Here is a 21,601-nt window from a genome sequence, read left to right on the forward strand (position 1 = left end):
ACTCCACCCGGTCGAGGGGTTTGACCCGCCCGATCGGGTGTCAGGTGGAGGTAACGGATCGTCAAAGGGTGACGAAAGATCACGTGAGAGCCACGCGGTGGCTCACGGGGGGAATGTCTGATGACGCGCGTCCGCGGGCGTGTTGCGGTGCTGCTGCTCGCGGGCCTGGTCACGGCCTCGTGCAGCGTCCAGCCGTCGGGGCGCGGGGTGCTCCTGGGGTCGCCGGGTCTCGACGTGCCTTCGTCTCCGTCGACTTCGGTCGCGCCGCCACCGCGCCGCCTGGAAGCCCCGACGGAAACCCACACCGGCAAGGGCAACGCCACGGTCCAGCTGTCGTGGCCCACCGACGTCCCCGGCTACCTCACCTTCGACTGCCCCCGCTGCGACTCCAACATCTTCGTCCACACCGACGGCGACGAGTTCTCACTCATCAACGCCATCGGCTCGTACCACGGCACGGTCTGGTTCAACGCCATCGAAGGCCGCGACCCCTCCCGCGTCCTCACGATCACCGCGAACTCCTCGTGGACCGCCACCATCACCGACCACCGCACCCTCCCGACCCTCACGGCGGGCAAGCCCCACGCCGGCAAGGGCGACGCCGTGCTGGCCATCCCCGCCGGCGTCACCCACGCGACCTTCCAGACGTCCTCCAAGGGCCACTCCGCCGTCTGGGTCCAGGGCGGCGGCACCATGGACCTCCCGGTCAACGAAATCGGCGCGGCAACCGTCGACTTCCCGGTCCAAGCCCCGACCTTCCTGGAAGTGGAGGCGTATGACGGCTCGTGGACGGTCACGGCGTCGTGAGGGCGGTGCCGCAGGAGGAACCCGCCGAGGCGATGGCGTGGCTTTCCGCACGCGGCGACAGGGAGGCGGCCCTCGGCTACCACCCCGACCGCTGGCCGGACTCCGTCTGGATCCTGCACGCGATGTACGAGCAGCCCGCACCTGAGGTCTCTGCCAACGGCTTTCGGCGCGAGTTGATCGTCGAGCCCTTCGTGTTGCCCGGTCTCGACGTCGCCGCGTACAGCACCGGCATCCCGTTCGGCTTCACCGAAACCCCGGGCGAGGGCTGGACCCGGCTCACGTGGCGGTCACTGACCGAGCGCCTCGGCCGCCGGCTGGGGGAGGGGATGACTTACCCGCCGGACCTCGACTGGTTCCCCTTCCGCAGGTGGCCGGCGTCGATCCGGCCGCCCGCCGAGGGGTCGCTGACCGAATCCGACGTGCACGCGCTGGCCGAGGTGCTCACCGACCACAGCGGCTCGACGCCGGACCAGTGCCTGGCCTCCTACGGCTACCTCTCCTACGGCGTCATCCCCGCTGGCGATGACGCCGCGACGCTCACTGTCTGCGCTGGTCCGTGGCCCGATTTCGCAGCCCTGCTCCTCGGCCTCCCCGAGGCGGGCTCGAGTCCCAGCAACGTCTGGCCCGCCGACCGTTCCTGGTTCGTCTCCACGAACTGGGACCTCATGGCGACGCGGATCAGCGGCTCACGCGAGCTCATCACCGCCGTCGAAGCCCATCCCGGCCTCGAAACCCTGCGCTGGACCGGCTCCACCGCCGGCTGATCACTCCGCCGCCACCAGCTCCAGAACCGAGTACCCAGCACCCACCGGATACGTCTTCACCCGCCGCCAACCCGACTCCGCGAACAGCGCGTCGTACTCGTCGAGGTCGCGTTCCATGCCCTCGGTGGCGGTGAGCATGTCCATGTCCACGCGCGTCGCGAAGTCGGGTTTGCCGAGCTCGCCGATCACCATCTCGACGACCAGCAGCCGCCAGCCTTCGGTGACGGCGGCGCGGCAGTCGCGCAGGATCGTGAGGCAGCTCTCGTCGGACCAGTCGTGGAGGATCATCTTCAGCAAGTACAGGTCCGCGGGCGGGACCTCGACGAAGAAGTCACCCTCGACGGCCTCGAAACGGTCGGCCAGGCCGCGCCGCGAAGCCTCCGCGCGGGCGCCCGGAACGGCGTGCGGCAGTTCGAGGACCTGACCGCGCAGCTGGGGGTTCGAGGCCATCAGCCCGAGCACGAAGTCACCGTCCGCGCCGCCGGCGTCGACGACCGTCGTCACGCCCGTGGTGTCGACCGCGGCGACGGCGCCCTGGGTGACCAAACCGGACAGATCTCCCATGGCGCGCGCGAACAGCGCCGCTTCTTCCGCGTTCTCGGGACGGCCGAAGTAGCCGAACAGGTCCGTGCCGTGCGTCTCGCGCATCTGGTTGCGTCCGGTGCGCACGGCGTCGGGCAGCCGCTCCCATGCCTGCCAGTGCGCGTGCTCGTTCTGGATCATCACGAGCGACCGCATCGACCGCGGCACGTCGGAGCGCAGCAGCGCGCCCAGCGGCGTCAGCCCCGAGCGACGCCACGGCGCGCATCAGCCGGTACGTCGTGCGCGGGTCGCTGCCCACCCGCTCGGCGACTTCGGCGGCGGTGGCGGGACCGTGCGCGAGGTGGTCGGCGATGTTCAGCGTGGCCGTGGTGCGCAGGATCTGGACGACCCAGGCGCCGGTGAGCAGGTGCAGCATCACGTCGGCGTCGGCCGCCGAGTCGGTGGTCACGAGCGGGTCGGTGGGCATGGCGGGTCCTCCCTCGGCGAGCGCCGGTGCTTCCGGCGGTGCTGAGGTCACGCTAGAAATCGCGCGGGTCCGCCTGATTGGACTTCGCCGCCACGTTCGTTGAACCTGCGTGCCAAGTCGTTCGTGGAGTGGGTGTGCAAGCCCGGCGGAAGTACTCCGTGGACGTGACGGTGCCCGCGCACGCGCGCGACTGGCTCGAGGTGCTGAGCCGCGGCTGGGACTTCCAGGTCGGCCGCGTGATCCCCCTGCCGCCCGCCCAGCCCGTCGGCGTCGGCGACTACCGCGTGCGCATCCGCCACGCCAAAGTGGACGACGCCGTCGTCGAGCGCCTCTACAGCGAATCCGTCGTCGGCGGCGAGTTCAACCACCCCAACAACCGCGTCGTGCTCCACGTCGTCCGCCACGGCGAGTGACGCTTCGCCGGCCCGCGCCGCACCACCACGACCGTTCTCGGTGGACAGTTCATCGTCCGCCTCAACGATCCCTCGTGGACATTCGAGGTCGAGCCGCGCACCACCGCGCTGGTCCTGCAGCTGCCCGTCGACCAGCTTGCGCCCCCACCTGGCCGACCGGCACGTGATCGGCGCGGTGACCTCCGCCGAGGTCCGCCTCCTCCTGGCCCAGACCCGCGCCGTCGAGGCCACCGTCGACACGCTGACCCCGGCCCGGCCTCACCACCGCCCGCGCGTCCCTGGTGGAACTGGCGAAGGGCGTACTCCTCGGCCACGCTGACTGCGCAGACCCTCTGCTGGCCCCCGCGTTGGCCCAGGCCGCCCGCGACCTCGCCGACCGCCTGCTCCCGGACGCGGACCTCTCGCCGGCCGTGCCGGCCCGCCACCTGAACGTCTCGGTCCGCACCCTCCACCGCGCCTTCGCCAACTGCGACGAATCCGTCACGGCCTACGTTCGGCGCCGCCGGCTGGACCACGCCCGCGCGGACCTGGCCACGGGCCGCGCCACCGTCTCGGAAGTCGCGGCCCGCTGGCAGTTCTCGGACAGCAGCCACCTGATCCGCGCGTTCAAGTCCCGCTACGGCCGGACTCCGACGGAGTTCGTGAGATCGGCTCAGCGGTAGTTCGTGAACTGCGTCCGACCTGGGCAGACGCACTGCGGTGAGGCTCTGAACTGCGGATTTGTGCTCGTTGGCGGTCGTCGTCGGCCGTCGCTGGCTGATGCCATCTGTACCGGATTTGTACCCTGCGCACAGGTAGGCACGTCCTCTGTTCAGTCCGTTAGCCGAGGGAACGGCGAGATCATCGTTGAAGTTTCAGCCATCACGTCGGCGCCGAAGGGCACGGAGTCAACCGACTCCTCCTTGAGCGCAAGCAACTCGGGCTGCGCAAAGGCCTGCACCGCGTCGAGCACCTCAAGCGCCGGAAAGCTTCTTCGCTCTACATAAATCCGAGCCACCTCGCGCTCCTGGGGTGAGGGAAGTTCGACCTCTCTGGGCATCTTAAAATCGTTCTTACATAGAACTTGAATAATCCTCCACCCCTCATAAAAGACCTGCATAAAGCTGCCATCGTGAGGCATTGGGCAAATAACTAGGTTGCGTTGACTGTCTTCGCGAATTGCGTCAGATCGCCCCGATTGAGTCGGGACTACAGCTATCCTTAGCCCCCGAGCGGCCTCTAGTTGGCTGGGGTTAATCTTAACTGTAGTTCCTACCCAGTGGTCCGGCTCCGTTGAACCAAGAAACAGATCGGCCTTCCAGAGTCCGTTAATGCTTTGCGGCAGGTTGAGTCGGGTATTCGGCCGGCGAAACGCGGCCGCGAGGGTGTTGAGCTGCTTCTTTAGTTTGACCGGCTGACCCTGCTTGCCGGAGAGTACGCGGGAGTCGTCGGTGATCAGCTCCAGCTGGGTGGAGACTAGGCGCTGCGCTCCTGTTTTCTCGATCGCAAACAAGATCGAAGAAGGCTCGCCACGCCATATGCGGCATTTACTCAGCGCTGTTGAAACACGGTCCATGACGATGGAATTGCCAGCGCTTATTGCGTCGTGTACTGCGTACTCGAAGGCGATTCCACAGTCGCCATCACCTTCCTTTCGTAGCCTGCCGAGCAAGTTTAATGGCAACGTTTCTCTTGATAACTGTGCCGATGATAGGACTTCGTTAGAAATCGAAAACAGTACTCCAGTGATTATTGGTCGAGTCACGGCCACCAACGCAGCAACTTTGTCGGCTACTGAGCTTTGCTGGTGCTCTTCGCGCAAGTCCACAACTAGACCTTTCGTCACTTGTTTCCAGATCTCTGACTTGTCGTCATTCGCGCTCGTGTCGTTACACGATTAATGAGAACGTTATTCAAACCAAGTGGGTGGCCTCTCGGCATCTCGTCGACCTGGCGCAGCCCGATCACGTCGTGTCAAGGGGGCACCTTCTGCCTGGGGTGCCTGAACTGCGAAAACGCCCCCTTGACGCGGCGTGATAGCCCTATGGGAGGTCGGCGAGATGCCGTTTGGCCAACCACGGACGCAACGTGCGAGCCCTGCCGGCCATCTCGGAGACCTGCCCGTCCGGCGAGGACATCTCTTTGATCCGAGACCCACCGCGTCCATCGGCCCATTCGCCCCGGCCGACTCGCGGGGGACCGGCCGCCAGGCCGCACGCCCCCGCGAGGGCTTGGCCGGGGCAAAGGCATGGGGCCGAGCGGCCCCGGAGGGGCCGCCTTGATCCAGTAAAGAAACTTCTCACCGGCTACGCGTGTCACGCTCCGGGCAGCACGGCCACCAAGCTCTTGTCGTCGTGACGCTTCGCCCGGGGCAAGGCCTTCCCGGATGGATCCGCCTTGGCTTCCCACGCCTGGCACTGCACCAAGAGCCCGTGTAGCTCGTCAGAGTCCATGGCGCAGACCTGAGGCCAGTCGCTCAGTCCAAGGTGCCGCATCGGGTCGTAGGCGCCATCGGTAGCCAGCACCAGCCACGGCACCTCGTCAACACGACGCCGCTCGATCAGGGCGTGCTGAGCGGCTCCCTCGCTCGCCTCGGCAATCCAGTACCCGCCTTCACGGTTCCGCAAGGCGGCCTGCTCAGTCTGAAGGCTGCGGAGGATCTCACGGTGCCGATCGTCGTATCCGCCACCGGCTGCCAACCGCTCCCTGTACGTACGGCGTGGTTCGAGGCCCAGCGCGTCCATGCGGTCGTCCGTGATCACCTCATCGGGCAGGACCGCCACGCTGTCTCCGAGCGCCAGAACGTCGACCCATCCGCCCGCCTCACGAGCGATCGTGACCGTGCTCGACGGAGAACGCCCCGGCGTCAGCTCCAATCCGGCAGCGGTCTCCTTGATCGCCCGTCCGAGCATTGTCCGCAGGTCACCCGACGGTTCGGCAAGTAGCTGGTCGCGGAGATTGGCTCCGAGCTGACTCGCGTAAGTCGCCGGAGGTATGGGCACAGGGCGGAACGCGGACGCTCCGTCCAAGAGCACGACCGCGTTCGGGGTCACGAACACTTTGTCATCGCTGTCTTCGGACGCGGGGAGCTGAGCCACTACGGCACGCATGTGATCACCACACGAAAGGTCCGGCTGCAAGTTCGCTGTGGACGATGTTCAGGCCGTCGTACTCGGCTCGGACGACCAGCGAACACGGCTTGTCCGTCGTCGTGCCGAACACCCATCCGAGGTTCTTCACGAGGTAGTCGGTCGCTCCGAGGGACCCGATCCCGTGGATACCCGCGATGTGCACGACCACACGATCGTCGATGAGGTGCCGCCCCACGTAGGCGACGTCGATGGACTCGGCCTCCTCGGCGTCCGAAGGAGAGCCGTGCCGATCACCCGTGGCGGTCTCCTCGATCCACCACCGCCCGCCGTCCTCGACCATGCTCAGCGTCGGGTCCTGGTCGAGCAGCCACGCACCAACGGGCGCCGACTTGGGTCCACAGACCACCACGGTGTCCCCGGCCGGCGGATCCTCCCGGTCCGGTTCAATCTGGAACTGCGTGGTCGCGAAGGCCATCGAGTCCAAGAACCGGTCGAGCTGTTCGGCGGTCTTAGCGTCCTCCGCCGCGATCAACGGCCGCTCACGGTCGGTCGTTTGGTACCGGTACGGCACACCGACGCTGACGGGGCCGACGCCGAAGAACGCCCGCTCAGGTACAGGTGCCGTGCTTCGGATCTGGGTCACGCGCCCCTTGGTGATGCCGAGCTTCGCCGCGATCTCCGTGTAGCTCAGCCCTAGCTCGCGGTGTGCCCGCTCGATCGCGTGGCGTCGGAGGCGTGCCAGCTCGGTTGCTTGCTGCTGGTAGACGGTGAGTAGCTCAGTCGCGCGCCGACCCTGACGGAGAGGGTCGGGCTCCCGCCGCACGGCCTCGAATTCGCTGCTCATCCTGCAGAGTTTAGACCCCCTTGACGCTGATCACCAGGTGGGCGTAACCTCGGTTTACCACCCCTAAACGACTGGCGACCCTTTCCCGCTCAGAGAGTTTAGGGCCCTAAACTGGAGGTTCAGATGGGCGCGCTGGCCCTGCTGGAAGACGAGTTTTACGTGACGGTGATCCCCGACCGATTCCGCTTCTCCGACGAGAACCCGCTGACCTTGGACCCGTACGCGCGGAACAAGTTCGGCGACCTCCCGCCGTACATCGAAGACGTCATCACCGACGTGGTCGGCCTGACTCAGGCTGAGTGGGACGCCCTGGTGGACCAGGGGGAGACGTACTCGGTGGTTGGCCCGTTCCAGTACTTCTCGCTGGCCCGGTTCCTCCGCTCGGTTGCGCGTCGTGGCTACCGCTCGGGCCCGGCCGGAGTCTGCCCGGACTGCTGGGGCACGTTCGCGATGTCCGATGTGGATGGGTCCATGACGGGCCGTGTCGGTGCCGCCGTCGTGTGCGTCTGCGTGGGGGGCTGAACCATGGCCATGGCTTCTCGACGGCTTGGAGAACGTATCCGCCTGTCCGACGTTGACCCGGACAGCGGCGTCCCGTACTGCCAGGAACGGTTCGCTGAGCTGCCCGACTGGGTCATGGACCTGGTGCTGAACATGGGCGTCCAGCCGGACCGCTGGAACCGTCTGGTCGAGCGCGGGGAAGTGCTGGAGCTGCCGTTCTTCGACGGTTGGCACCGAGTCCCGCGCGAGGTCAACTGGCGCGCACTTCCGACCTCTGTCGGCTGGCCCGGCGCCGCCCGATCGGGGGTGGCTGCCTGATGGGCGCTGCTCCGATGGGCTTCCGTGAGCTGGTGTCCGCGTACGCCGAATCCGGCGACCTCGACCCGGCGTTGGCGCACGTGCTGGCTCGCGGCGACTTCGACACGTGGGCGGGGAAGGTCCGCGCAGCTCGCGGGTGCGTCAAGCCGGTGCGCATGTCCGGGTCGTCCACGTTGGTCGACGGCGCGGGCACCATCGTCTCGGAGTTCTCAGGCAGCGTCTTCGTGCCGTGCAAGAACCGGCGCGCCTCCGTGTGTGAGTCCTGCTCAGCGCACTACGCGCACGACACCTTCCACCTGATCAGGGCCGGTCTGTCCGGCGGCAAGGGTGTGCCGGAGACGGTGGGTGGTCACCTGCGGGTGTTCGCCACGCTGACCGCACCATCATTCGGGAAAGTCCACTCGCGACCGTTCCGGGGTGGTGCGTATCGCCGCTGCTCGTGTGGTGTTCTGCACTCCCAGTACGACGACGCCTTGGGCACGCCGCTGGACCCAGCGACCTACGACTACGTGGGCTCGGTGCTCTGGCAGGCGCAAGCGGGGGAGCTGTGGCGCCGGTTCACCATCGCCGTGAACCGCAAGCTTGCGCGCGCCCTCGGGCTACGTCCGGCGGAGCTGCGGGAGGTCATGCGCCTGTCGTACGCGAAGGTGGCGGAGTACCAGCGGCGCGGCCTGATCCACTTCCATGCCGTCGTCCGCATCGACGGTCCCGAGGGGCCAGACGGACCGCCTCCGCCCGCTGAAGTCACCGACGCCCTCTTGACCGCCGTTATCCAGGACGCGGCGGCCTCGGTCGTGGTCTACAGCCCCGAGTCGGCTGCCACAGGTGTGCGTGACCTGACCTGGGGCGATCAGGTCGACGTCGAAACGATCGCTGCGTCTCGGGACGATTCGGCCGGCTGGCGTGACCAGCACGTCGCGGGCTACGTCGCCAAGTACGCGACGAAGGGAACCCGCCTGACCGAAGGCAGCGACTTCCGCATCCGGTCAGCCGAGCACATTGAGCAACTCGCGATCAGCGAGCACCACAAGCAGCTCATGCGCACCGCGTGGCGTCTCGGCGGCCTGGAGGAGTTCAAGGAGCTCAACTTGCGGAAGTGGGCGCACATGCTCGGGTTCCGTGGCCACTTCCTGACCAAGTCACGCCGCTACTCGACCACCTTTGGGCAGATTCGACGGACCCGTACCGAGTACCGCCTTGACCAGGAACGCGAAGCGCTCGGCATCGCCGACACGGTGAGCCTGCACGCCGTCAACGACTGGGCCATGACCGGCATCGGCTACCACAACGAGGCAGAACGGCGCCTCGCCGTTGTCTTCTCTGAACTCCACCTCGCCCGCCGCAAGCTCGACGGCCAGGACGACGGAGCTGACCATGGCCGTTGACGACCTCTGGTACCTGCGTAAACGCGATGCGGAGACGGGGGAGCGGCTGCGGTCCAAGCGCTACGGCCGTGGGAAGCGCTGGCGAGTCCGGTGGGACGACCCGGACACCGGCCAGCCCCGTACCGAGCTGTTCGAGCGCCGCGCCGACGCCGACCGGCACGACGCCAACATCCAGGCCGACATCTCGCGCGGCCAGTACGTCGACCCGCGCGCCGGAAAGCTGACCCTCGCCGACTACGCGGAGCAGTGGCGCAGCACGCTTCTGCACCGGCCCAGCACCGCGGAGCGGACCGAGCGGGTCATCCGGCGTCACCTCGTGCCGGTGCTCGGTCACCTGCCGATCGCGCAGATCCGCAGCTCGCACATTCGTGGCTGGGTCAAGGACCGATCCACCAAGCTCGCCCCGAGCACGCTCGCGGTCGTCTACTTCGGAACGCTGGTGCCGCTGTTCAACGCGGCCGTAGCCGACAAGCGCATCGGGACGACCCCGTGCGTCGGCGTCCGTCTGCCGGAGATCGACGACGCCAAGTACTACATCGCGCGCCCGGAAGAGGTGCACGCGCTGCACGACGCTCTACCTGAGCGGTACCGGCCGATCGTCTACCTCGCTGCCGGGTGCGGTTGGCGCGGTGGCGAGATCTTCGGCCTTGAACGCGACGCGATCGACTTCGGCACTCGTGAAGTCCATGTGCGGCACCAGCTCACGGTCATCGCGGGCCGCACGCCCTACCTGGCGCCACCCAAGACGAAGACCAGCCGCCGGACGAACGAGCTGCCCGCCCTCGTCGTCGACAGCCTTCGAGGACACCTGGAGACCTTCCGGTCGATGCCGGAGGAGATCGACGACGAGACCGATCCCCGCCGGCCGATTCGGCGCGCCGCTGACCTCGTGTTCACCCGAGGCGACGGCCGGCCGATCCACCGGGCCGACTGGTCGTGCATCTGGCGTCCGGCCGTGAAAGCCGCTGGCCTGCCCGAGGGCTTCGGCCTGCGCGACCTACGGCACTACTTCGCCACCGTGCTGATCTTCGGCGGAGCGAACGTCAAGACCGTTCAGCTCGCCATGGGGCACACCACGCCGACGGTCACGCTCAACACTTACGTCGGCTACTGGCCGGACGCCGTGGACCAGACGCGGACGCTGGTTGACTCGGCACTGGGTTGTACCCGTGTTGTACCCACGGGCACCCAATAACGGATACCCGCAGGTCAACGAGGGTGCGTCAGCGGTAGTTCGTGAACTGCAACGCGATCTCGAAGTCCTTGCCCTTCAGCAACGCGATCACGTCCTGCAGCTGGTCCTTCTTCTTGCCCGACACCCGCAGCTGGTCGCCCTGGATCTGAGCCTGGACGCCCTTCGGGCCTTCGTCGCGGATGAACTTGGCGATCTGCTTCGCCTTGTCCGACGCGATGCCCTGCAGGATCTTGCCGCCGATCTTGTAGATCTTGCCGGACAGCGCGGGCTCGCCGGCTTCGAACGCCTTCAGCGAGATGTTGCGCTTGATCAGCTTCTCCTTGAAGACCTCCACGGCGGCGAGCGCCCGCTCCTCGGTCTCCGACTCGATGGTGAGCGCTTCTTCGCCGGACCAGTTGATGCTCGTGCCCGTGCCCCGGAAGTCGAACCGGGTGCCCAGCTCCTTGCTCGCCTGGTTCAGCGCGTTGTCGACCTCCTGGCGGTCGACCTTGCTCACCACGTCGAAAGAGGGATCCGCCACGTGTCCTCACACCTCGTACTCGCTCGTCAGGGGCCACCAGCCTAGCCCCTGTCACCCGGTGGGGTCCCCGGTTGATCCGCGCGTCGGGCCGTTGGGTATCCTTCTCTCCGGCCGGTTCACCCGGCCATGGCAGGTTACCCAAGCGGCCAAAGGGATCTGACTGTAAATCAGACGGCTCAGCCTTCGGGGGTTCGAATCCCTCACCTGCCACACCAGCCCCCGCGAAGACTCGTGGGGGTTTGTTGTTTCACGAGGTACTCAGCTTCGTCGGCGTCACCACCACCGCGACGGAGAACAGCTCGGCGAACCGCTCAGGCGTGTCGAACAGTGCCGCGATGCGTTCGGTGTACTTGGCCAGGTACGCGGGGTTCCGGTCGGCCGGCGGTGCCTCCGCGGCGGCGGCCGCGCCTTCGATCCGCACGACGTTGCGGCCGATGTCGGTGACGTCCAGAACCAGGCTGACCTTCGGGTTGGCGGCGATGTTGCGCAGCTTCCCCACACCGGGGCGGCTGTAGAGCAGGAAGGTCCCGTCGTCGCGCGCGAGGAACCACACGGGCACGGTGACCGGCTGCCCGTCCGGCCGCACGGTGGTGAGCCACGCCATCAGGTTGTGTGCCAGCCGCGCCTCGACCCGTTCGCGGTCGGCAGGCGGCAGGTGCGTTGTCAGTTCCACAGTGGTCCTCTCCCCAGCGGTGTTCCGCAACGCTAACGGCGAGGTCCGACAATTTCGGGTGATCAAAGGCCCGACCAGGGGATTCACACCCGGGTGGGATGGCAGACTTCCCGACATGGGCGAGGTCATCGGGTTCCACCCGTTCCGCAGCAGCTTCCCCGCGCCGCCGCCGGGCTGGCACGACGCCCACGCCGGCGCGCTCGACGAGTTCGACCACCTCATGATCTACGTGTGCCGCGCGGCGGTGCCGTCCGACGTGGACGTCGAGGACCCCACCTACGAGGCCTGGGACGACTGGGACGTCCAAGCCCTCATCGACGCCCTCGGCGGCCAGGCGCGGCTCGACGAGCTCCTCCTCGACCCCGCCACCGCGCCCACCCTGCTCGCCCGCCTGCCGGAAACCCTGGAGCGCCACCGCCAGGTCGTGATCGACATCGACATCTACTACGCCCTCACCAAACTCGGCTCCATGCTCGGCCGCGTCGAGGCGACGTAGTCTCGACAAAAACTGGGGAAGGATTGCCGATGAGTTTCGACCTTGCCGTCTGGTTCGCGCCCGCGGAGGTCACCGCCGCCGAGGTGAAGGCGCGTTACCACCAACTCGCCGACGCCGAACCCGGCGACGTGAAGCACCCGCAGGTCGCCGCGTTCTACCGTGAGCTCACGGCGCGCTACCCGGAGCTGGTCGACGACTTCGAGAACTCACCGTGGGCCGCCGGCTTGGACGTGACCGAAGACGCCGTCGTCATGCCGATCACGTCGCCGCACGCCGAGGTCGCCCGCTTCGTCCTCGCCCTGGCGCAACGCCACGGCCTCGTCGCGTACGACCCGCAGAGCGGCGAAGTGCACAACCCGGGCGTGCTCACCTTCACGTCGGCCAACGGTTTCCGCGCCGAAAACCCCGACGAAACCACCATCCGCACCGCCCTGCACCGCCTGTCCCGCACCAACTGGCACGCCGTCCTCGAACGCGGCGACGCCTACGTCCAGGTCGGCCAAGGCCGAAACGCGGGCGCCCCCGAAGGCCACTACGCCCTCGAACACCGCGACGGCTCCCCGGACCGCCACTACCGCACCGACGTCCCGTCACTCGACGACGTCACCACGGCCTTCCTCGCCTTCGCCACCCACGACGACACCTGGCGCACCCGCTTCGACTGGCACAAGCTCGACTTCTGATGGCCTACGTCCTCGAGGCCGTCATCGCCACGGCCGAGGTCCTCCGCGGGCTCCCGGGCGACCCGGTGATCGTCCGGCTCGGACAGGGCCTTTCGCTCGTCCCGGTCACCAGGGACTACGCCGCCTCGGTCGCGGACCCCGAAGCCCCCGAGCTCGCGCCGTTCCTCGAATTCCCGCGCGGTTTCGAAGAGGTCCTGGCCCGCTGCTCGTTGGCCGGCCCCATCGGCTACGTCGAAGTGGAACTCTTCGGCGGCGACGGCCCGAGCACCGCCCAGGTGTGGGAAGCGGGAGCCGTCGGCATCGGTTCACCGAGCAGTGGCTTCCCCGAGGACTGTTGCCCTGATCACACACCCGCCTTCGTGCAACACCGGTGAAACGTGCGTGGTGTCCACTCGACGCGACAACGAGGAGGAACCATGCCCGAGGTCGTGTTCCGAGTGCGCTGGCCGGATTCCTCGGTGCAGCGGTGTTATTCACCGTCCACTGTGGTCGAAGAGCACTTCACCGCGGGGGAGGCGTACCCGGTCGCGGAGTTCGTCGAGCGGTCGCGGGCGGCGTTGACGCTCGCGTCGGAGCGGGTGCTCGCGCGGTTCGGGTTTCCGTGTTCGCGGGCGGCCGCGCAGCTGGCCGACATCGAGCGGCGCGCGGAAAACTTCCGAGACGACCAGGAAAAGGTCGTCGTGGAGGGCTTCGAACAGTGAAAAGCCCCCGTTCCCAAGGGAAACGGGGGCCGTTCACGGCAAGATTCACGCAGCCTGCGGAACCTCCGACGAAGCAGGCGTCAACGCCAGCTCCAGCACCTCACGGACGTTCGCCACAGCGTGGACGTCCAGCTGCGACAGCACCTCGGCGGGCACATCGTCCAGGTCCGGCTCGTTGCGCTGCGGGATGATCACCGTCTTCATCCCCGCGCGGTGCGCGGCGAGCAGCTTCTGCTTCACCCCGCCGATCGGCAGCACGCGGCCGGTCAGCGAGACCTCGCCGGTCATTGCCACGTCGGCGCGCACGACCCGGCCGGACAGCAGCGACGCCAGAGCCGTCGTCATGGTGACGCCGGCCGAGGGGCCGTCCTTCGGCACCGCGCCCGCGGGGACGTGGACGTGGATGCCGCGGTCCTTCAGGTCGCTGACGGGCAGTTCGAGCTCCGCGCCGTGCGAGCGCAGGTACGAGAGCGCGATCTGCACCGACTCCTTCATCACGTCACCGAGCTGACCGGTGAGCTGAAGGCCCGTCGAGCCGCTTTCCGGGTCGGCCAGCGACGCCTCGATGTAGAGGACGTCACCACCGGCGCCGGTCACGGCCAGGCCCGTCGCGACGCCCGGGATGGACGTGCGCTGGGTCGAGGTCGGCAGGGACGACTCCGGCACGTGGCGCGGGCGGCCCAGGTAGGTCTCCAAGTCCGCGGCGTCCAGCGACACCGGCAGCGCGGTCTCGTCGAGAGCCACCTTCGTCGCGATCTTGCGCAGCAGCTTGGCGATCGTCCGGTTCGCGTCGCGCACGCCCGCCTCGCGGGTGTACTCGGCGGCGATCCGGCTGAACGCCGCGTCGGTGATCACCACGTCGCCGGTCGCGAGGCCGGCGCGCTCCAGCTCGCGCGGGAGCAGGTGGTCACGGGCGATCGTCACCTTCTCGTGCTCGGTGTAGCCGTCGAGGGTGACGAGCTCCATGCGGTCGAGCAGCGGGCCGGGGATGGTCTCCAGCGCGTTGGCGGTCGCCAGGAACACGACATCGGACAGGTCGAGCTCCACCTCGAGGTAGTGGTCGCGGAACGTGTGGTTCTGCTCCGGGTCCAGCACCTCAAGCAGGGCGGCCGTCGGGTCGCCGCGGTAGTCGGCGCCGACCTTGTCGATCTCGTCGAGCAGCACGACCGGGTTCATCGAGCCGGCCTCCTTGATGGCCCGCACGATGCGGCCCGGCAGCGCGCCGACGTACGTACGACGGTGCCCGCGGATCTCCGCCTCGTCCCGGATGCCACCGAGGGCGACGCGCACGAACTTGCGTCCCATGGCCTTCGCCACGGACTCACCCAGCGACGTCTTGCCGACACCGGGAGGGCCCGCGAGGGCGAGCACGGCACCCGAACGGCGTCCGCCGACCGGGCCGAGCCCCGATTCCGCGCGACGCTTGCGCACGGCCAAGTACTCGATGATGCGTTCCTTGACGTCGTCGAGGCCCGCGTGGTCCGCGTCGAGCACGGCGCGCGCGGCGGCGATGTCGTAGACGTCCTCGGTGCGCTCGTTCCACGGCAGCTCGAGGACGGTGTCGAGCCAGGTGCGGATCCAGCCGCCCTCGGGCGACTGCTCGGAGGTGCGCTCCAGCTTGTCGACCTCGGCCAGCGCGGCCTTCTTCACGTTGTCGGGCAGGTCGGCGGCCTCGACGCGGGCGCGGTAGTCGTCGTCCTTGTCACTGCCGTCGAGCTCACCGAGCTCCTTGCGGATCGCCTCGAGCTGGCGGCGCAGCAGGAATTCCTTCTGCTGCTTGTCCATGCCCTCCTGGACGTCCTTGCGGATGGTGTCGGTCACCTCGAGCTCGGCGAGGTACTCCTTGCTCCACTCCATGGCCTTCTCGAGCCGCTTGCTCACGTCGAGCGTGGTGAGCAGCTCGATCTTCTGCTCCGTGGCCAGGTACGGCGCGTTGCCCGACAGGTCGGCCACCGCGGACGGTTCCTCGACCTGCTGGACGGCGTCGATCATCTGCCAGCCACCGCGTTGCTGGAGCAGCGAGATGACCACGGCCTTGTACTCGGACGCGAGCTGGGCCGAACGGTCGTCGGTGAACTCGGTGGCCTCGTCGGCGTGGACCCAGCGCGCGGCGCCGGGACCGTCCGCGATGCGGCCCACCACGGCGCGGCCGGTGCCGCGCAGCAGAACGGCGGCCTTGCCGCCGGGAACCCGGCCGATGCGCTCGACGGTGGCGACCGTGCCGATCTCGGCGTACTCGCCGTGGATGCGGGGGACGATCAGCACTTCGGCCTTGGTGGCCGCGCCGGAGCGGATGCCGGGGAACGACGCCGTCGCGGGCGTCTTGGCCTGAGCGGACTCCACTGCGCCCCGGGTCTCGGCGTCGGTGAGGTCGAGCGGGACCACCATGCCCGGCAGCACGACGTCGTCATCGAGCGGGAGAACGGGCAGGAGGCGGGGATCTGACATGTGCACTCCTCGATTAGTTGAGTCTGCCTTGCTCAACTATCCGTGGGGCGGGTTTGTTTCCCGGGGAGTGTTCGCTGGCAGCGATCAGCTGTTTTCGCAGGTCAGAGGCACGTGGGCCCCGTCACGGCTTCTCCGCGACCCCGCACCAGGCGAATGGCCGGGTCTCCGCCTCCAGCGCTGACACCGGCTGGTCGGGGCGCCAGTCCGGCAGCGCGGACAGGCCCGGTTCCAGCAGGGGCCAGCCGCCGAACCACGGCAGGATCTCGGCGTCCGAGCGCAGGTAGGCGGGGTTGGAGGTGTCGCGGTAGGCGTCGATGAAGGCCTTCACCTCGGCCGCGCGCTCGGGTGGCGCGTCGTCGCGGCAGGTGCCGTGGGTCACGGCCAGCCAGGAGCCGGGGGCGAGCTTCGCGCGGTAGGTCGCCATGAGCCCGTCGGGGTCGTCGTCGGGGCCGATGAAGTGCAGCACGGTGATCATCAGCAGGCACACAGGCTCGGACCAGTCCACGAGCCGCCGCGTGGTCTCGTCGGCGAACAGCGCCACGGGGTCGCGGATGTCGCGCTGCACGAGGCCGGCCCAGTCGCCCGCGTGCTCGCGTTCGAGGATCACGCGTGAGTGCGCGGCGGCCACCGGCTCGTAGTCCACGTACACCACGGACGCGCGCTCGTTCTCAGGCAGCCGCTCGCGCACGATCTCGTGGACGTTCCCCGCCGTCGGCACCCCCGAGCCGAGGTCCACGAACTGCCGGATCCCGGCGTCGAGCGCGGCGCGCACCACGCGGTTCATGAACGCCCGGTTCTGCCGCGAGATGGGCCGGATCAGCGGCCACACCTTCTCCACGCGCCGGCCGAATTCGCGGTCGACGGCCCAGTTCTGCGAACCACCGAGGTACCAGTCGTAGACGCGCGCGGCCGACGGCTTCTCGATGTCCACCCCGGCCGGCGCGTCCGGCGCGGTCACGGCTTCTCCGCGACCCCGCACCACGCGAACGGTCTGGCTTCGGCCTCCACCGCGTTCAGCTCACGCTCCGGCCGCCAGTCCGGCAGGTGCACGATGCCCGGCTCCAGCAACGGCCACCCGCCGAAGAACGGCACGATGTCGTCGCGGTCGCGCATCCAGACGGGGTTGCTGGTCTTGCGGTACTGCTCCACGAACCAGCGCAGGCCTTCGAGCGCCGGCCCGTCGCCGTCGCCCTCGCTCATCTGCGAGATCGACAGCCAGCTGCCCGGCGCGAGCGCGTCGCGGTAGGCCTTGACGAGGCCCTCGGGGTCGTCGTCCGGGCCGACGAAGTGCAGCACCGCCATCATCAGCAGGCACACCGGCCGGGAGAAGTCGATGAACTCCCGCGTGATCGGCGAGCGCAGCACGGCGTTCGGGTCGCGCATGTCGGCCTGCAGGATGCCCGCCCAGTCGGTGGCGGCCTCTTCCTCGAGGATCAACGTCGCGTGGGCCACGGCCACGGGCTCGTAGTCCACGTACAACACGGTCGCGCGGTCGTCGTCGTCCAGCTCGGCCTCGATGACCTCGTGGACGTTGCCGGCCGTCGGCACCCCGGAGCCGAGGTCGATGAACTGCCGGATCCCGGCCTTGAGCGCGGCGCGCACCGCGCGGTTCATGAACTCGCGGTTCTGCTTCGCGCCCGGGCGCACGAGCGGCCACTGCTGCTCCACGCGCCGGCCGAACTCGCGGTCGACGGCCCAGTTCTGCGTGCCGCCGAGGTACCAGTCGTAGATCCGCGCCGCCGAGGGCTTCTCGGTGTCCACGCCCTCGGGCGCCTTCGGCGCGGCCGCCGGCTGCTCGCTCACGTCGGATCTCCCCTCGTCGCCGAAGGCCAAGCCTAGCGAGCAACGGTGATGATCTCCCGCGGACCGAGCCGCATCACCACCCCGGCGCCGACGACCCGCTGGACGAGCTCGCGCACGCCACGGATCAGCGGACCGCGGGCCTGCGCTGCCACCCCGTCCACAACGGCCGGTACCCCTGCGCGTACCAGAACGGCGTCGACCGCGGGTTCAGCACTGCTGTGTGCAGCAGCACGACATCCGCACCGGCCTCGTCGAACACCTGGTGCGCGTGGGCCGCCAGCGCCGTACCCACACCGGCCGACCGCGCGGCCTCCGAGACTGCAAGCGAAGACAGGTAGCCGATCCGCGAAGCGGCCACCCGGTGCTGGATCCAGGCCGTCTCGTCGGGCATCTGCAGCACGGCCAGGCCGAGCGCCTGCCCGTACAGCTCGGCGATCCACACCTGCGGCTCCGGCCGCTCCAGCAGCCGCAGGAGCTCCTTGCCCACGAGCTCGTCGATGCCCGGCCGCACGGTCACGCGGCCGAACTGCGCGTCGTAGCGCTGGAGTTCGAGCATGAGGTGCACGGCGGTGTCGAGGTCGTCCGGAGTGGCGTGGCGGATGCAGACGCCGGGGGTCGTCGCCGGCCCCGCGGCGGCCATGCGCTGGGCCGGGCGGACGGCGATCACGCCCACCGGAGCGAAGCCGTGGCGCAGCATTTCGGTCACACCGGCGATGTCGCGGCTGGGCCGGGAGACCACGGCCGAGCACTCGGGATCCCCCGGGCGGGCGATGGTCGACAGGTGTTCATCCCATCGAGTGAGCAACGCGTCGAGGCCGGCGGCGGGGTCGGGGCCGGCGAGCTGGACCTCGAGCCGGTGCTCGGTCAGGGCCCGCCAGATGGACTGGGAGCTGTCGGGGCCGAGCTCGGTGCTGGTGGCCAGACCGGCGGCCGTCGTGTCTCCGACCTGCGCCGACAGGATGGTGGCGTCGTCGTGGACTTCGAAGGGGAGGGGTGCGGGGAGCAGGGCGTCCACCGTGGCGATCCGCGCCGCGTGCCCGGTGGCTGTCACGTCGTTGTGCATGTACTTCATTGTCGCCCCGCTGGACTCGGCAGAACCCCTGAACACACCCCGGGCCGCCGAATCAGGCACGAACGGGGAGTTTCACTCCTTGGTCCACGCAGGTCAGCGCCACAAGCCCATTGTTAACCCTGGGGTGATCTCCTACTGTCTCGAAAGGGACACGGGTACGCCCTCCGGGGTACGGTATGGCCCTTGTCCACACCTGACGTCACTGACGAGCGCGACCGGTGGGCAGCCGGGAAGGAAGGTCGGATGCCGGACAGCAACGGCAGGCCTGATGCCGCCCCAGCGGCGAAACAGGCCAAGGGGGGCGCCGTTTCCGGGACCTTCACCGAGGCCCGCACGGACGAACGCCGGTTCCGCATATACACCTTCGCCGTTCTCGGCCTGGGTCTGATCACCGCCTTCGCGGTCGGTTCCTGGTTGCCCTTTCACGGCTCGGCCAAACTCTGGTGGATCGGACCAGTGCTGGCGCTGGCGTTCCTGCTCGCCGAACAGCTGGGCATCAACGTCGACGTCCGAAGCGGCATTTCGTGGACGATCTCGTTCACCGAAATTCCGCTGGTAATCGGTTTCTTCGTTGCTCCGTTCGAGGTCGTGCTGGCCGCGCACCTGGTCGCGGGCATCGGCACGCTGCTGGCCCGCAAGGTCGCCGGACGCGTCCTCTACAACGCGGGCGCGTTCCTGCTCGAGATCACCGGCGCGTTCGCCGTGGCGGGGCTCGTGAAGCAGGCCGTGGGCGGCGGCGAGGCCATGCCGTGGGTCGCCGCGCTGGCGGGCACGCTCACCGCGCCGCTGGTCAGCACGCTGCTGGCGCTGGCCGCCGTGCGCGTGCTGCGCCGCCGCATGCGCGTGAGCACCGCGATCCGGCTGACCGGCCGCATCCTCGTGGTGGGCTTCGTGAACGCGTCGGTGGGCCTGTCCGGCTACCTCGTGATCGCGAACACCCCGCAGGCGTGGCCGTTGGTGCTGGCCGTGTTCCTCGGGCTCACCGCGCTGTACTGGGCCTACTCCGACCTGCTGCGCGAGCAGCGGGACATGGAGGCGCTGTCCGACGTGAGCCTCATGGTCGCGCGCTCGGGCCAGCAGGCCGCCGCGCGTCCGGCCGGGCGGGCCGACGAGCTCGTCGGCGGCGTCGACGTGCGCGAGTGGGCCACGATCGCCGAACGGATCAAGGACCAGCTGGCCGCCGGCCGCGTCGTGCTGCGACTGCGCCTGGAAGCCAAGGACACCATGCGCGTGGTCGTGGCCGGCGACGAGCTGCCGCCCGTCGACCCGAACGCCGACGACCCGCTGCAGCGCCTGCCCGGCGCCCACGTGCGCCACTTCCGCATCACCGAGGCCAACCCCGACGTCCGCGCGGCGCTGCTCAACCGCGGCGCGCAGGAGGCGCTCGTGGTGCCGCTGCGCAGCGCCAACCAGCTGCTGGGCGTCGTCGAGGCCCACGACCGGCTGTCGCGCTGGCGCGGCTTCGGCAAGTACGACGTGCAGCTGCTCGGCACGATGGCCAGCCACCTCGCGACGTCGCTCGACAACCGGCGCCTGCTCGCGACCCTGCGCCACGACGCCTACCACGACCCGCTCACCGGCCACCTCAACCGGCCGGGCTTCCAGCAGGTCGCCAAGGAGCCGCTGCGCGACTTCGCCAACGCTGTGGTGCTGCGCATCGACCTCGACGTCTTCTCGACCGTCAGCGACGCGCTGGGCTATTCGTGGGCCGACCGCATGGTGATCGCTGCCGGCCGCCGGATCCGCGACGCGCTGGGCCCGGACGTGCCGCTCGCCCGTCTCGAGGGCGCGTCGTTCGCCGCCCTGCTCGTGGGCTGCACGCCGGAGAACGCCCACGCCGCGGCCGAACGCCTGCGCGTGCAGCTCTCGGCGCCCTACCCCGTCGACCGGCTTTCGGTCGAAGCCAACGCGATGATCGGCTACGCCACCACCTCCACCGAGGACGGCGGCGAGCCCGTGGACGTCGACGGCCTGCTGCAGCGCGCGGACGTCGCCGTCCGCGCCACCCGCGGCGGCGAAGAGGTGCGCGGCTACGTGCCGAGCATGGGCCAGATCTTCCTGCGCCGCTTCCAGATGGTGACGCAGTTCCGGCAGTCGCTGGAGGACGGGCACGTGTCCGTGCACTACCAGCCGAAGATCACGCTGCCGAACCGTCAGGTGCAGGGCGTCGAGGCGCTCGTGCGCTGGGTGCACCCGGAGTTCGGCCGGCTCGGCCCCGACGAGTTCGTGCCCGCCATCGAAGCGGCCGGCCTCATCGGCGTGCTGACGTCGTTCGTGCTGGAGGCCTCGCTCAAGCGCGTGCGCAAGTGGCTCGACGAGGGCCTGCGCATCTCCGCGGCCGTGAACCTGTCCGTGCGCAACCTGGCGGACGAGGACTTCCCGGCGAAGGTCCAGCGCGAGCTGGAGCGCTACGACGTGCCGCCCGAGCTGCTCACGTTCGAGCTCACCGAGTCCGGCGTGATGTCCGACCCGCAGAAGGCCCTGCCGATCCTGCGGGAGCTGCACTCGCTGGGCATCGTGCTGGCCGTGGACGACTTCGGCACGGGCTACTCGTCGCTCGCGTACCTGAGGCAGCTGCCGGTGGACCAGGTGAAGATCGACAAGAGCTTCGTGCTCGGCATGGGCACCGACCTCGGTGACCTCGCCGTGGTGCGCTCGATTGTCGAGCTGGGCCACTCGCTGGGCCTCACGGTGGTCGCGGAGGGCGTCGAAGAGGACGTCGCGCGTGACCAGCTGGAGGCGATGGGGTGTGACGTCGCCCAGGGCTACCTGATCTCGCGACCGCTGCCCGAGGACCGCCTGGAGGCCTGGCTGCAGGCCCGCACGGCGCGGTCGCCGGGCCGGCACTCGGAGACGGTCTTGACCCTGCTGACCTGAGGTTTTGCGGCAAGGCGGACC

General features: G+C 68.8%; 23 protein-coding genes, 1 tRNA gene and 1 pseudogene. 14 read left to right on the forward strand and 11 right to left on the reverse strand.

Annotated features, from left to right (window positions below; all coding sequences use genetic code 11):
* The first annotated feature begins 120 nt into the window (after positions 1–120).
* On the forward strand, positions 121–807 hold the full coding sequence (locus ACFY1H_RS12010) for a hypothetical protein (RefSeq protein ID WP_386946313.1): 687 nt from the start codon (positions 121–123) through the stop codon (positions 805–807).
* Positions 804–1,571 (forward strand): hypothetical protein, encoded by a 768-nt coding sequence (locus ACFY1H_RS12015; RefSeq protein ID WP_386946315.1) that lies wholly within the window; start codon positions 804–806, stop codon positions 1,569–1,571. The genes ACFY1H_RS12010 and ACFY1H_RS12015 overlap by 4 nt, the downstream gene beginning before the upstream one ends.
* Here the strand turns inward: ACFY1H_RS12015 and ACFY1H_RS12020 are convergent, their stop codons facing one another.
* Both ACFY1H_RS12020 and ACFY1H_RS12025 read right to left on the reverse strand, forming a co-directional pair.
* Entirely contained in the window at positions 1,572–2,309 is a 738-nt protein-coding gene (locus ACFY1H_RS12020; protein WP_386946317.1) for a methyltransferase, read from the reverse strand.
* A 58-nt stretch (positions 2,310–2,367) separates the two neighbouring features.
* A pseudogene (locus ACFY1H_RS12025) lies at positions 2,368–2,580 on the reverse strand (methyltransferase dimerization domain-containing protein); the annotation flags it as partial.
* 134 nt (positions 2,581–2,714) lie between these two features.
* Here ACFY1H_RS12025 and ACFY1H_RS12030 point away from each other — a divergent pair.
* Both ACFY1H_RS12030 and ACFY1H_RS12035 read left to right on the forward strand, forming a co-directional pair.
* A complete protein-coding gene (locus tag ACFY1H_RS12030; protein WP_386946319.1) occupies positions 2,715–2,993 on the forward strand; it encodes a hypothetical protein in 279 nt (92 codons plus the stop codon).
* Between the two features lie 281 nt (positions 2,994–3,274).
* Positions 3,275–3,655 (forward strand): helix-turn-helix transcriptional regulator, encoded by a 381-nt coding sequence (locus tag ACFY1H_RS12035; protein WP_386946321.1) that lies wholly within the window; start codon positions 3,275–3,277, stop codon positions 3,653–3,655.
* A gap of 149 nt (positions 3,656–3,804) precedes the next feature.
* Here ACFY1H_RS12035 and ACFY1H_RS12040 read toward each other — a convergent pair whose 3' ends face one another.
* From ACFY1H_RS12040 to ACFY1H_RS12050, 3 genes are all read right to left on the reverse strand, one after another.
* Positions 3,805–4,800: a hypothetical protein gene (locus ACFY1H_RS12040; protein WP_386946323.1), complete on the reverse strand. Its 996-nt coding sequence runs from the start codon at positions 4,798–4,800 to the stop codon at positions 3,805–3,807.
* A 487-nt stretch (positions 4,801–5,287) separates the two neighbouring features.
* Positions 5,288–6,082, reverse strand: a complete 795-nt coding sequence (locus tag ACFY1H_RS12045) for a hypothetical protein (RefSeq protein ID WP_386946324.1) — start codon at positions 6,080–6,082, stop codon at positions 5,288–5,290.
* A gap of 4 nt (positions 6,083–6,086) precedes the next feature.
* Positions 6,087–6,908: a hypothetical protein gene (locus ACFY1H_RS12050; protein ID WP_386946326.1), complete on the reverse strand. Its 822-nt coding sequence runs from the start codon at positions 6,906–6,908 to the stop codon at positions 6,087–6,089.
* A gap of 123 nt (positions 6,909–7,031) precedes the next feature.
* On the opposite strand from ACFY1H_RS12050, the gene ACFY1H_RS12055 reads away from it, so the two are divergent.
* The 4 genes from ACFY1H_RS12055 (at position 7,032) to ACFY1H_RS12070 (ending at position 10,307) form a co-directional block, all read left to right on the forward strand.
* Positions 7,032–7,430 (forward strand): hypothetical protein, encoded by a 399-nt coding sequence (locus tag ACFY1H_RS12055; protein ID WP_386946328.1) that lies wholly within the window; start codon positions 7,032–7,034, stop codon positions 7,428–7,430.
* A gap of 3 nt (positions 7,431–7,433) precedes the next feature.
* Positions 7,434–7,727 carry a hypothetical protein gene (locus ACFY1H_RS12060; RefSeq protein ID WP_386946330.1) on the forward strand — a complete coding sequence of 98 codons (294 nt, stop codon included), beginning with the start codon at positions 7,434–7,436 and terminating at the stop codon, positions 7,725–7,727.
* An 80-nt stretch (positions 7,728–7,807) separates the two neighbouring features.
* Complete coding sequence (locus ACFY1H_RS12065; protein ID WP_386946870.1) at positions 7,808–9,112, forward strand: replication initiator; 1,305 nt, start codon at positions 7,808–7,810, stop codon at positions 9,110–9,112.
* Positions 9,102–10,307 carry a tyrosine-type recombinase/integrase gene (locus tag ACFY1H_RS12070; protein WP_386946332.1) on the forward strand — a complete coding sequence of 402 codons (1,206 nt, stop codon included), beginning with the start codon at positions 9,102–9,104 and terminating at the stop codon, positions 10,305–10,307. The genes ACFY1H_RS12065 and ACFY1H_RS12070 overlap by 11 nt, the downstream gene beginning before the upstream one ends.
* A 28-nt stretch (positions 10,308–10,335) precedes the next feature.
* Here ACFY1H_RS12070 and ACFY1H_RS12075 read toward each other — a convergent pair whose 3' ends face one another.
* Positions 10,336–10,827, reverse strand: coding sequence for a YajQ family cyclic di-GMP-binding protein (locus tag ACFY1H_RS12075; protein ID WP_364045133.1), 492 nt, complete (start codon positions 10,825–10,827; stop codon positions 10,336–10,338).
* Between the two features lie 128 nt (positions 10,828–10,955).
* On the opposite strand from ACFY1H_RS12075, the gene ACFY1H_RS12080 reads away from it, so the two are divergent.
* Positions 10,956–11,037: transfer RNA gene (locus ACFY1H_RS12080), tRNA-Tyr, on the forward strand.
* A gap of 37 nt (positions 11,038–11,074) precedes the next feature.
* On the opposite strand, the gene ACFY1H_RS12085 is transcribed toward ACFY1H_RS12080, so the two are convergent.
* Positions 11,075–11,500, reverse strand: a complete 426-nt coding sequence (locus ACFY1H_RS12085) for a TIGR03667 family PPOX class F420-dependent oxidoreductase (protein WP_366575873.1) — start codon at positions 11,498–11,500, stop codon at positions 11,075–11,077.
* 115 nt (positions 11,501–11,615) lie between these two features.
* Here ACFY1H_RS12085 and ACFY1H_RS12090 point away from each other — a divergent pair, with 115 nt between their 5' ends.
* From ACFY1H_RS12090 to ACFY1H_RS12105, 4 genes are read left to right on the forward strand one after another with little or no spacing between them, the layout of a single operon-like run.
* On the forward strand, positions 11,616–11,996 hold the full coding sequence (locus ACFY1H_RS12090; RefSeq protein ID WP_366575872.1) for a hypothetical protein: 381 nt from the start codon (positions 11,616–11,618) through the stop codon (positions 11,994–11,996).
* Positions 11,997–12,025: 29 nt separating this feature from the next.
* A complete protein-coding gene (locus ACFY1H_RS12095; RefSeq protein ID WP_386946334.1) occupies positions 12,026–12,679 on the forward strand; it encodes a hypothetical protein in 654 nt (217 codons plus the stop codon).
* On the forward strand, positions 12,679–13,053 hold the full coding sequence (locus tag ACFY1H_RS12100) for a hypothetical protein (protein WP_386946336.1): 375 nt from the start codon (positions 12,679–12,681) through the stop codon (positions 13,051–13,053). Before ACFY1H_RS12095 ends, ACFY1H_RS12100 begins: the two co-directional genes overlap by 1 nt.
* A 42-nt stretch (positions 13,054–13,095) precedes the next feature.
* Entirely contained in the window at positions 13,096–13,380 is a 285-nt protein-coding gene (locus ACFY1H_RS12105) for an MSMEG_0570 family nitrogen starvation response protein (RefSeq protein ID WP_366575868.1), read from the forward strand.
* 45 nt (positions 13,381–13,425) lie between these two features.
* On the opposite strand, the gene lon is transcribed toward ACFY1H_RS12105, so the two are convergent.
* The 4 genes from lon to ACFY1H_RS12125 all read right to left on the reverse strand — a co-directional run bounded on the left by lon (position 13,426) and on the right by ACFY1H_RS12125 (position 18,694).
* Positions 13,426–15,828 carry an endopeptidase La gene (gene lon / locus ACFY1H_RS12110; RefSeq protein ID WP_366575866.1) on the reverse strand — a complete coding sequence of 801 codons (2,403 nt, stop codon included), beginning with the start codon at positions 15,826–15,828 and terminating at the stop codon, positions 13,426–13,428.
* A 121-nt stretch (positions 15,829–15,949) separates the two neighbouring features.
* Positions 15,950–16,786, reverse strand: a complete 837-nt coding sequence (locus tag ACFY1H_RS12115; RefSeq protein ID WP_366575864.1) for an SAM-dependent methyltransferase — start codon at positions 16,784–16,786, stop codon at positions 15,950–15,952.
* Complete coding sequence (locus tag ACFY1H_RS12120; protein WP_386946339.1) at positions 16,783–17,631, reverse strand: SAM-dependent methyltransferase; 849 nt, start codon at positions 17,629–17,631, stop codon at positions 16,783–16,785. The genes ACFY1H_RS12115 and ACFY1H_RS12120 overlap by 4 nt, the downstream gene beginning before the upstream one ends.
* A gap of 124 nt (positions 17,632–17,755) precedes the next feature.
* A complete protein-coding gene (locus tag ACFY1H_RS12125; RefSeq protein WP_386946341.1) occupies positions 17,756–18,694 on the reverse strand; it encodes a GNAT family N-acetyltransferase in 939 nt (312 codons plus the stop codon).
* A gap of 252 nt (positions 18,695–18,946) precedes the next feature.
* Between ACFY1H_RS12125 and ACFY1H_RS12130 the strand changes: the two genes are divergently transcribed.
* Positions 18,947–21,580 carry a bifunctional diguanylate cyclase/phosphodiesterase gene (locus tag ACFY1H_RS12130; protein ID WP_285970697.1) on the forward strand — a complete coding sequence of 878 codons (2,634 nt, stop codon included), beginning with the start codon at positions 18,947–18,949 and terminating at the stop codon, positions 21,578–21,580.
* The last annotated feature ends 21 nt before the right edge of the window (positions 21,581–21,601 follow it).

Origin of the sequence: Amycolatopsis sp. NPDC001319, from assembly GCF_042896185.1 — a bacterium.
Taxonomy (GTDB): Bacteria; Actinomycetota; Actinomycetes; order Mycobacteriales; family Pseudonocardiaceae; genus Amycolatopsis.

Coding starts and splice junctions, on each gene's coding strand:
- ACFY1H_RS12010 (WP_386946313.1), top strand. CDS start 121: ATGACGCGCGTCCGCGGGCGTGTTGCGGTGCTGCTGCTCGCGGGCCTG.
- ACFY1H_RS12020 (WP_386946317.1), bottom strand. CDS start 2,309: ATGCGGTCGCTCGTGATGATCCAGAACGAGCACGCGCACTGGCAGGCA.
- ACFY1H_RS12045 (WP_386946324.1), bottom strand. CDS start 6,082: ATGCGTGCCGTAGTGGCTCAGCTCCCCGCGTCCGAAGACAGCGATGAC.
- ACFY1H_RS12050 (WP_386946326.1), bottom strand. CDS start 6,908: ATGAGCAGCGAATTCGAGGCCGTGCGGCGGGAGCCCGACCCTCTCCGT.
- ACFY1H_RS12055 (WP_386946328.1), top strand. CDS start 7,032: ATGGGCGCGCTGGCCCTGCTGGAAGACGAGTTTTACGTGACGGTGATC.
- ACFY1H_RS12060 (WP_386946330.1), top strand. CDS start 7,434: ATGGCCATGGCTTCTCGACGGCTTGGAGAACGTATCCGCCTGTCCGAC.
- ACFY1H_RS12070 (WP_386946332.1), top strand. CDS start 9,102: ATGGCCGTTGACGACCTCTGGTACCTGCGTAAACGCGATGCGGAGACG.
- ACFY1H_RS12090 (WP_366575872.1), top strand. CDS start 11,616: ATGGGCGAGGTCATCGGGTTCCACCCGTTCCGCAGCAGCTTCCCCGCG.
- ACFY1H_RS12095 (WP_386946334.1), top strand. CDS start 12,026: ATGAGTTTCGACCTTGCCGTCTGGTTCGCGCCCGCGGAGGTCACCGCC.
- ACFY1H_RS12100 (WP_386946336.1), top strand. CDS start 12,679: ATGGCCTACGTCCTCGAGGCCGTCATCGCCACGGCCGAGGTCCTCCGC.
- ACFY1H_RS12105 (WP_366575868.1), top strand. CDS start 13,096: ATGCCCGAGGTCGTGTTCCGAGTGCGCTGGCCGGATTCCTCGGTGCAG.
- lon (WP_366575866.1), bottom strand. CDS start 15,828: ATGTCAGATCCCCGCCTCCTGCCCGTTCTCCCGCTCGATGACGACGTC.
- ACFY1H_RS12125 (WP_386946341.1), bottom strand. CDS start 18,694: ATGCACAACGACGTGACAGCCACCGGGCACGCGGCGCGGATCGCCACG.
- ACFY1H_RS12130 (WP_285970697.1), top strand. CDS start 18,947: ATGCCGGACAGCAACGGCAGGCCTGATGCCGCCCCAGCGGCGAAACAG.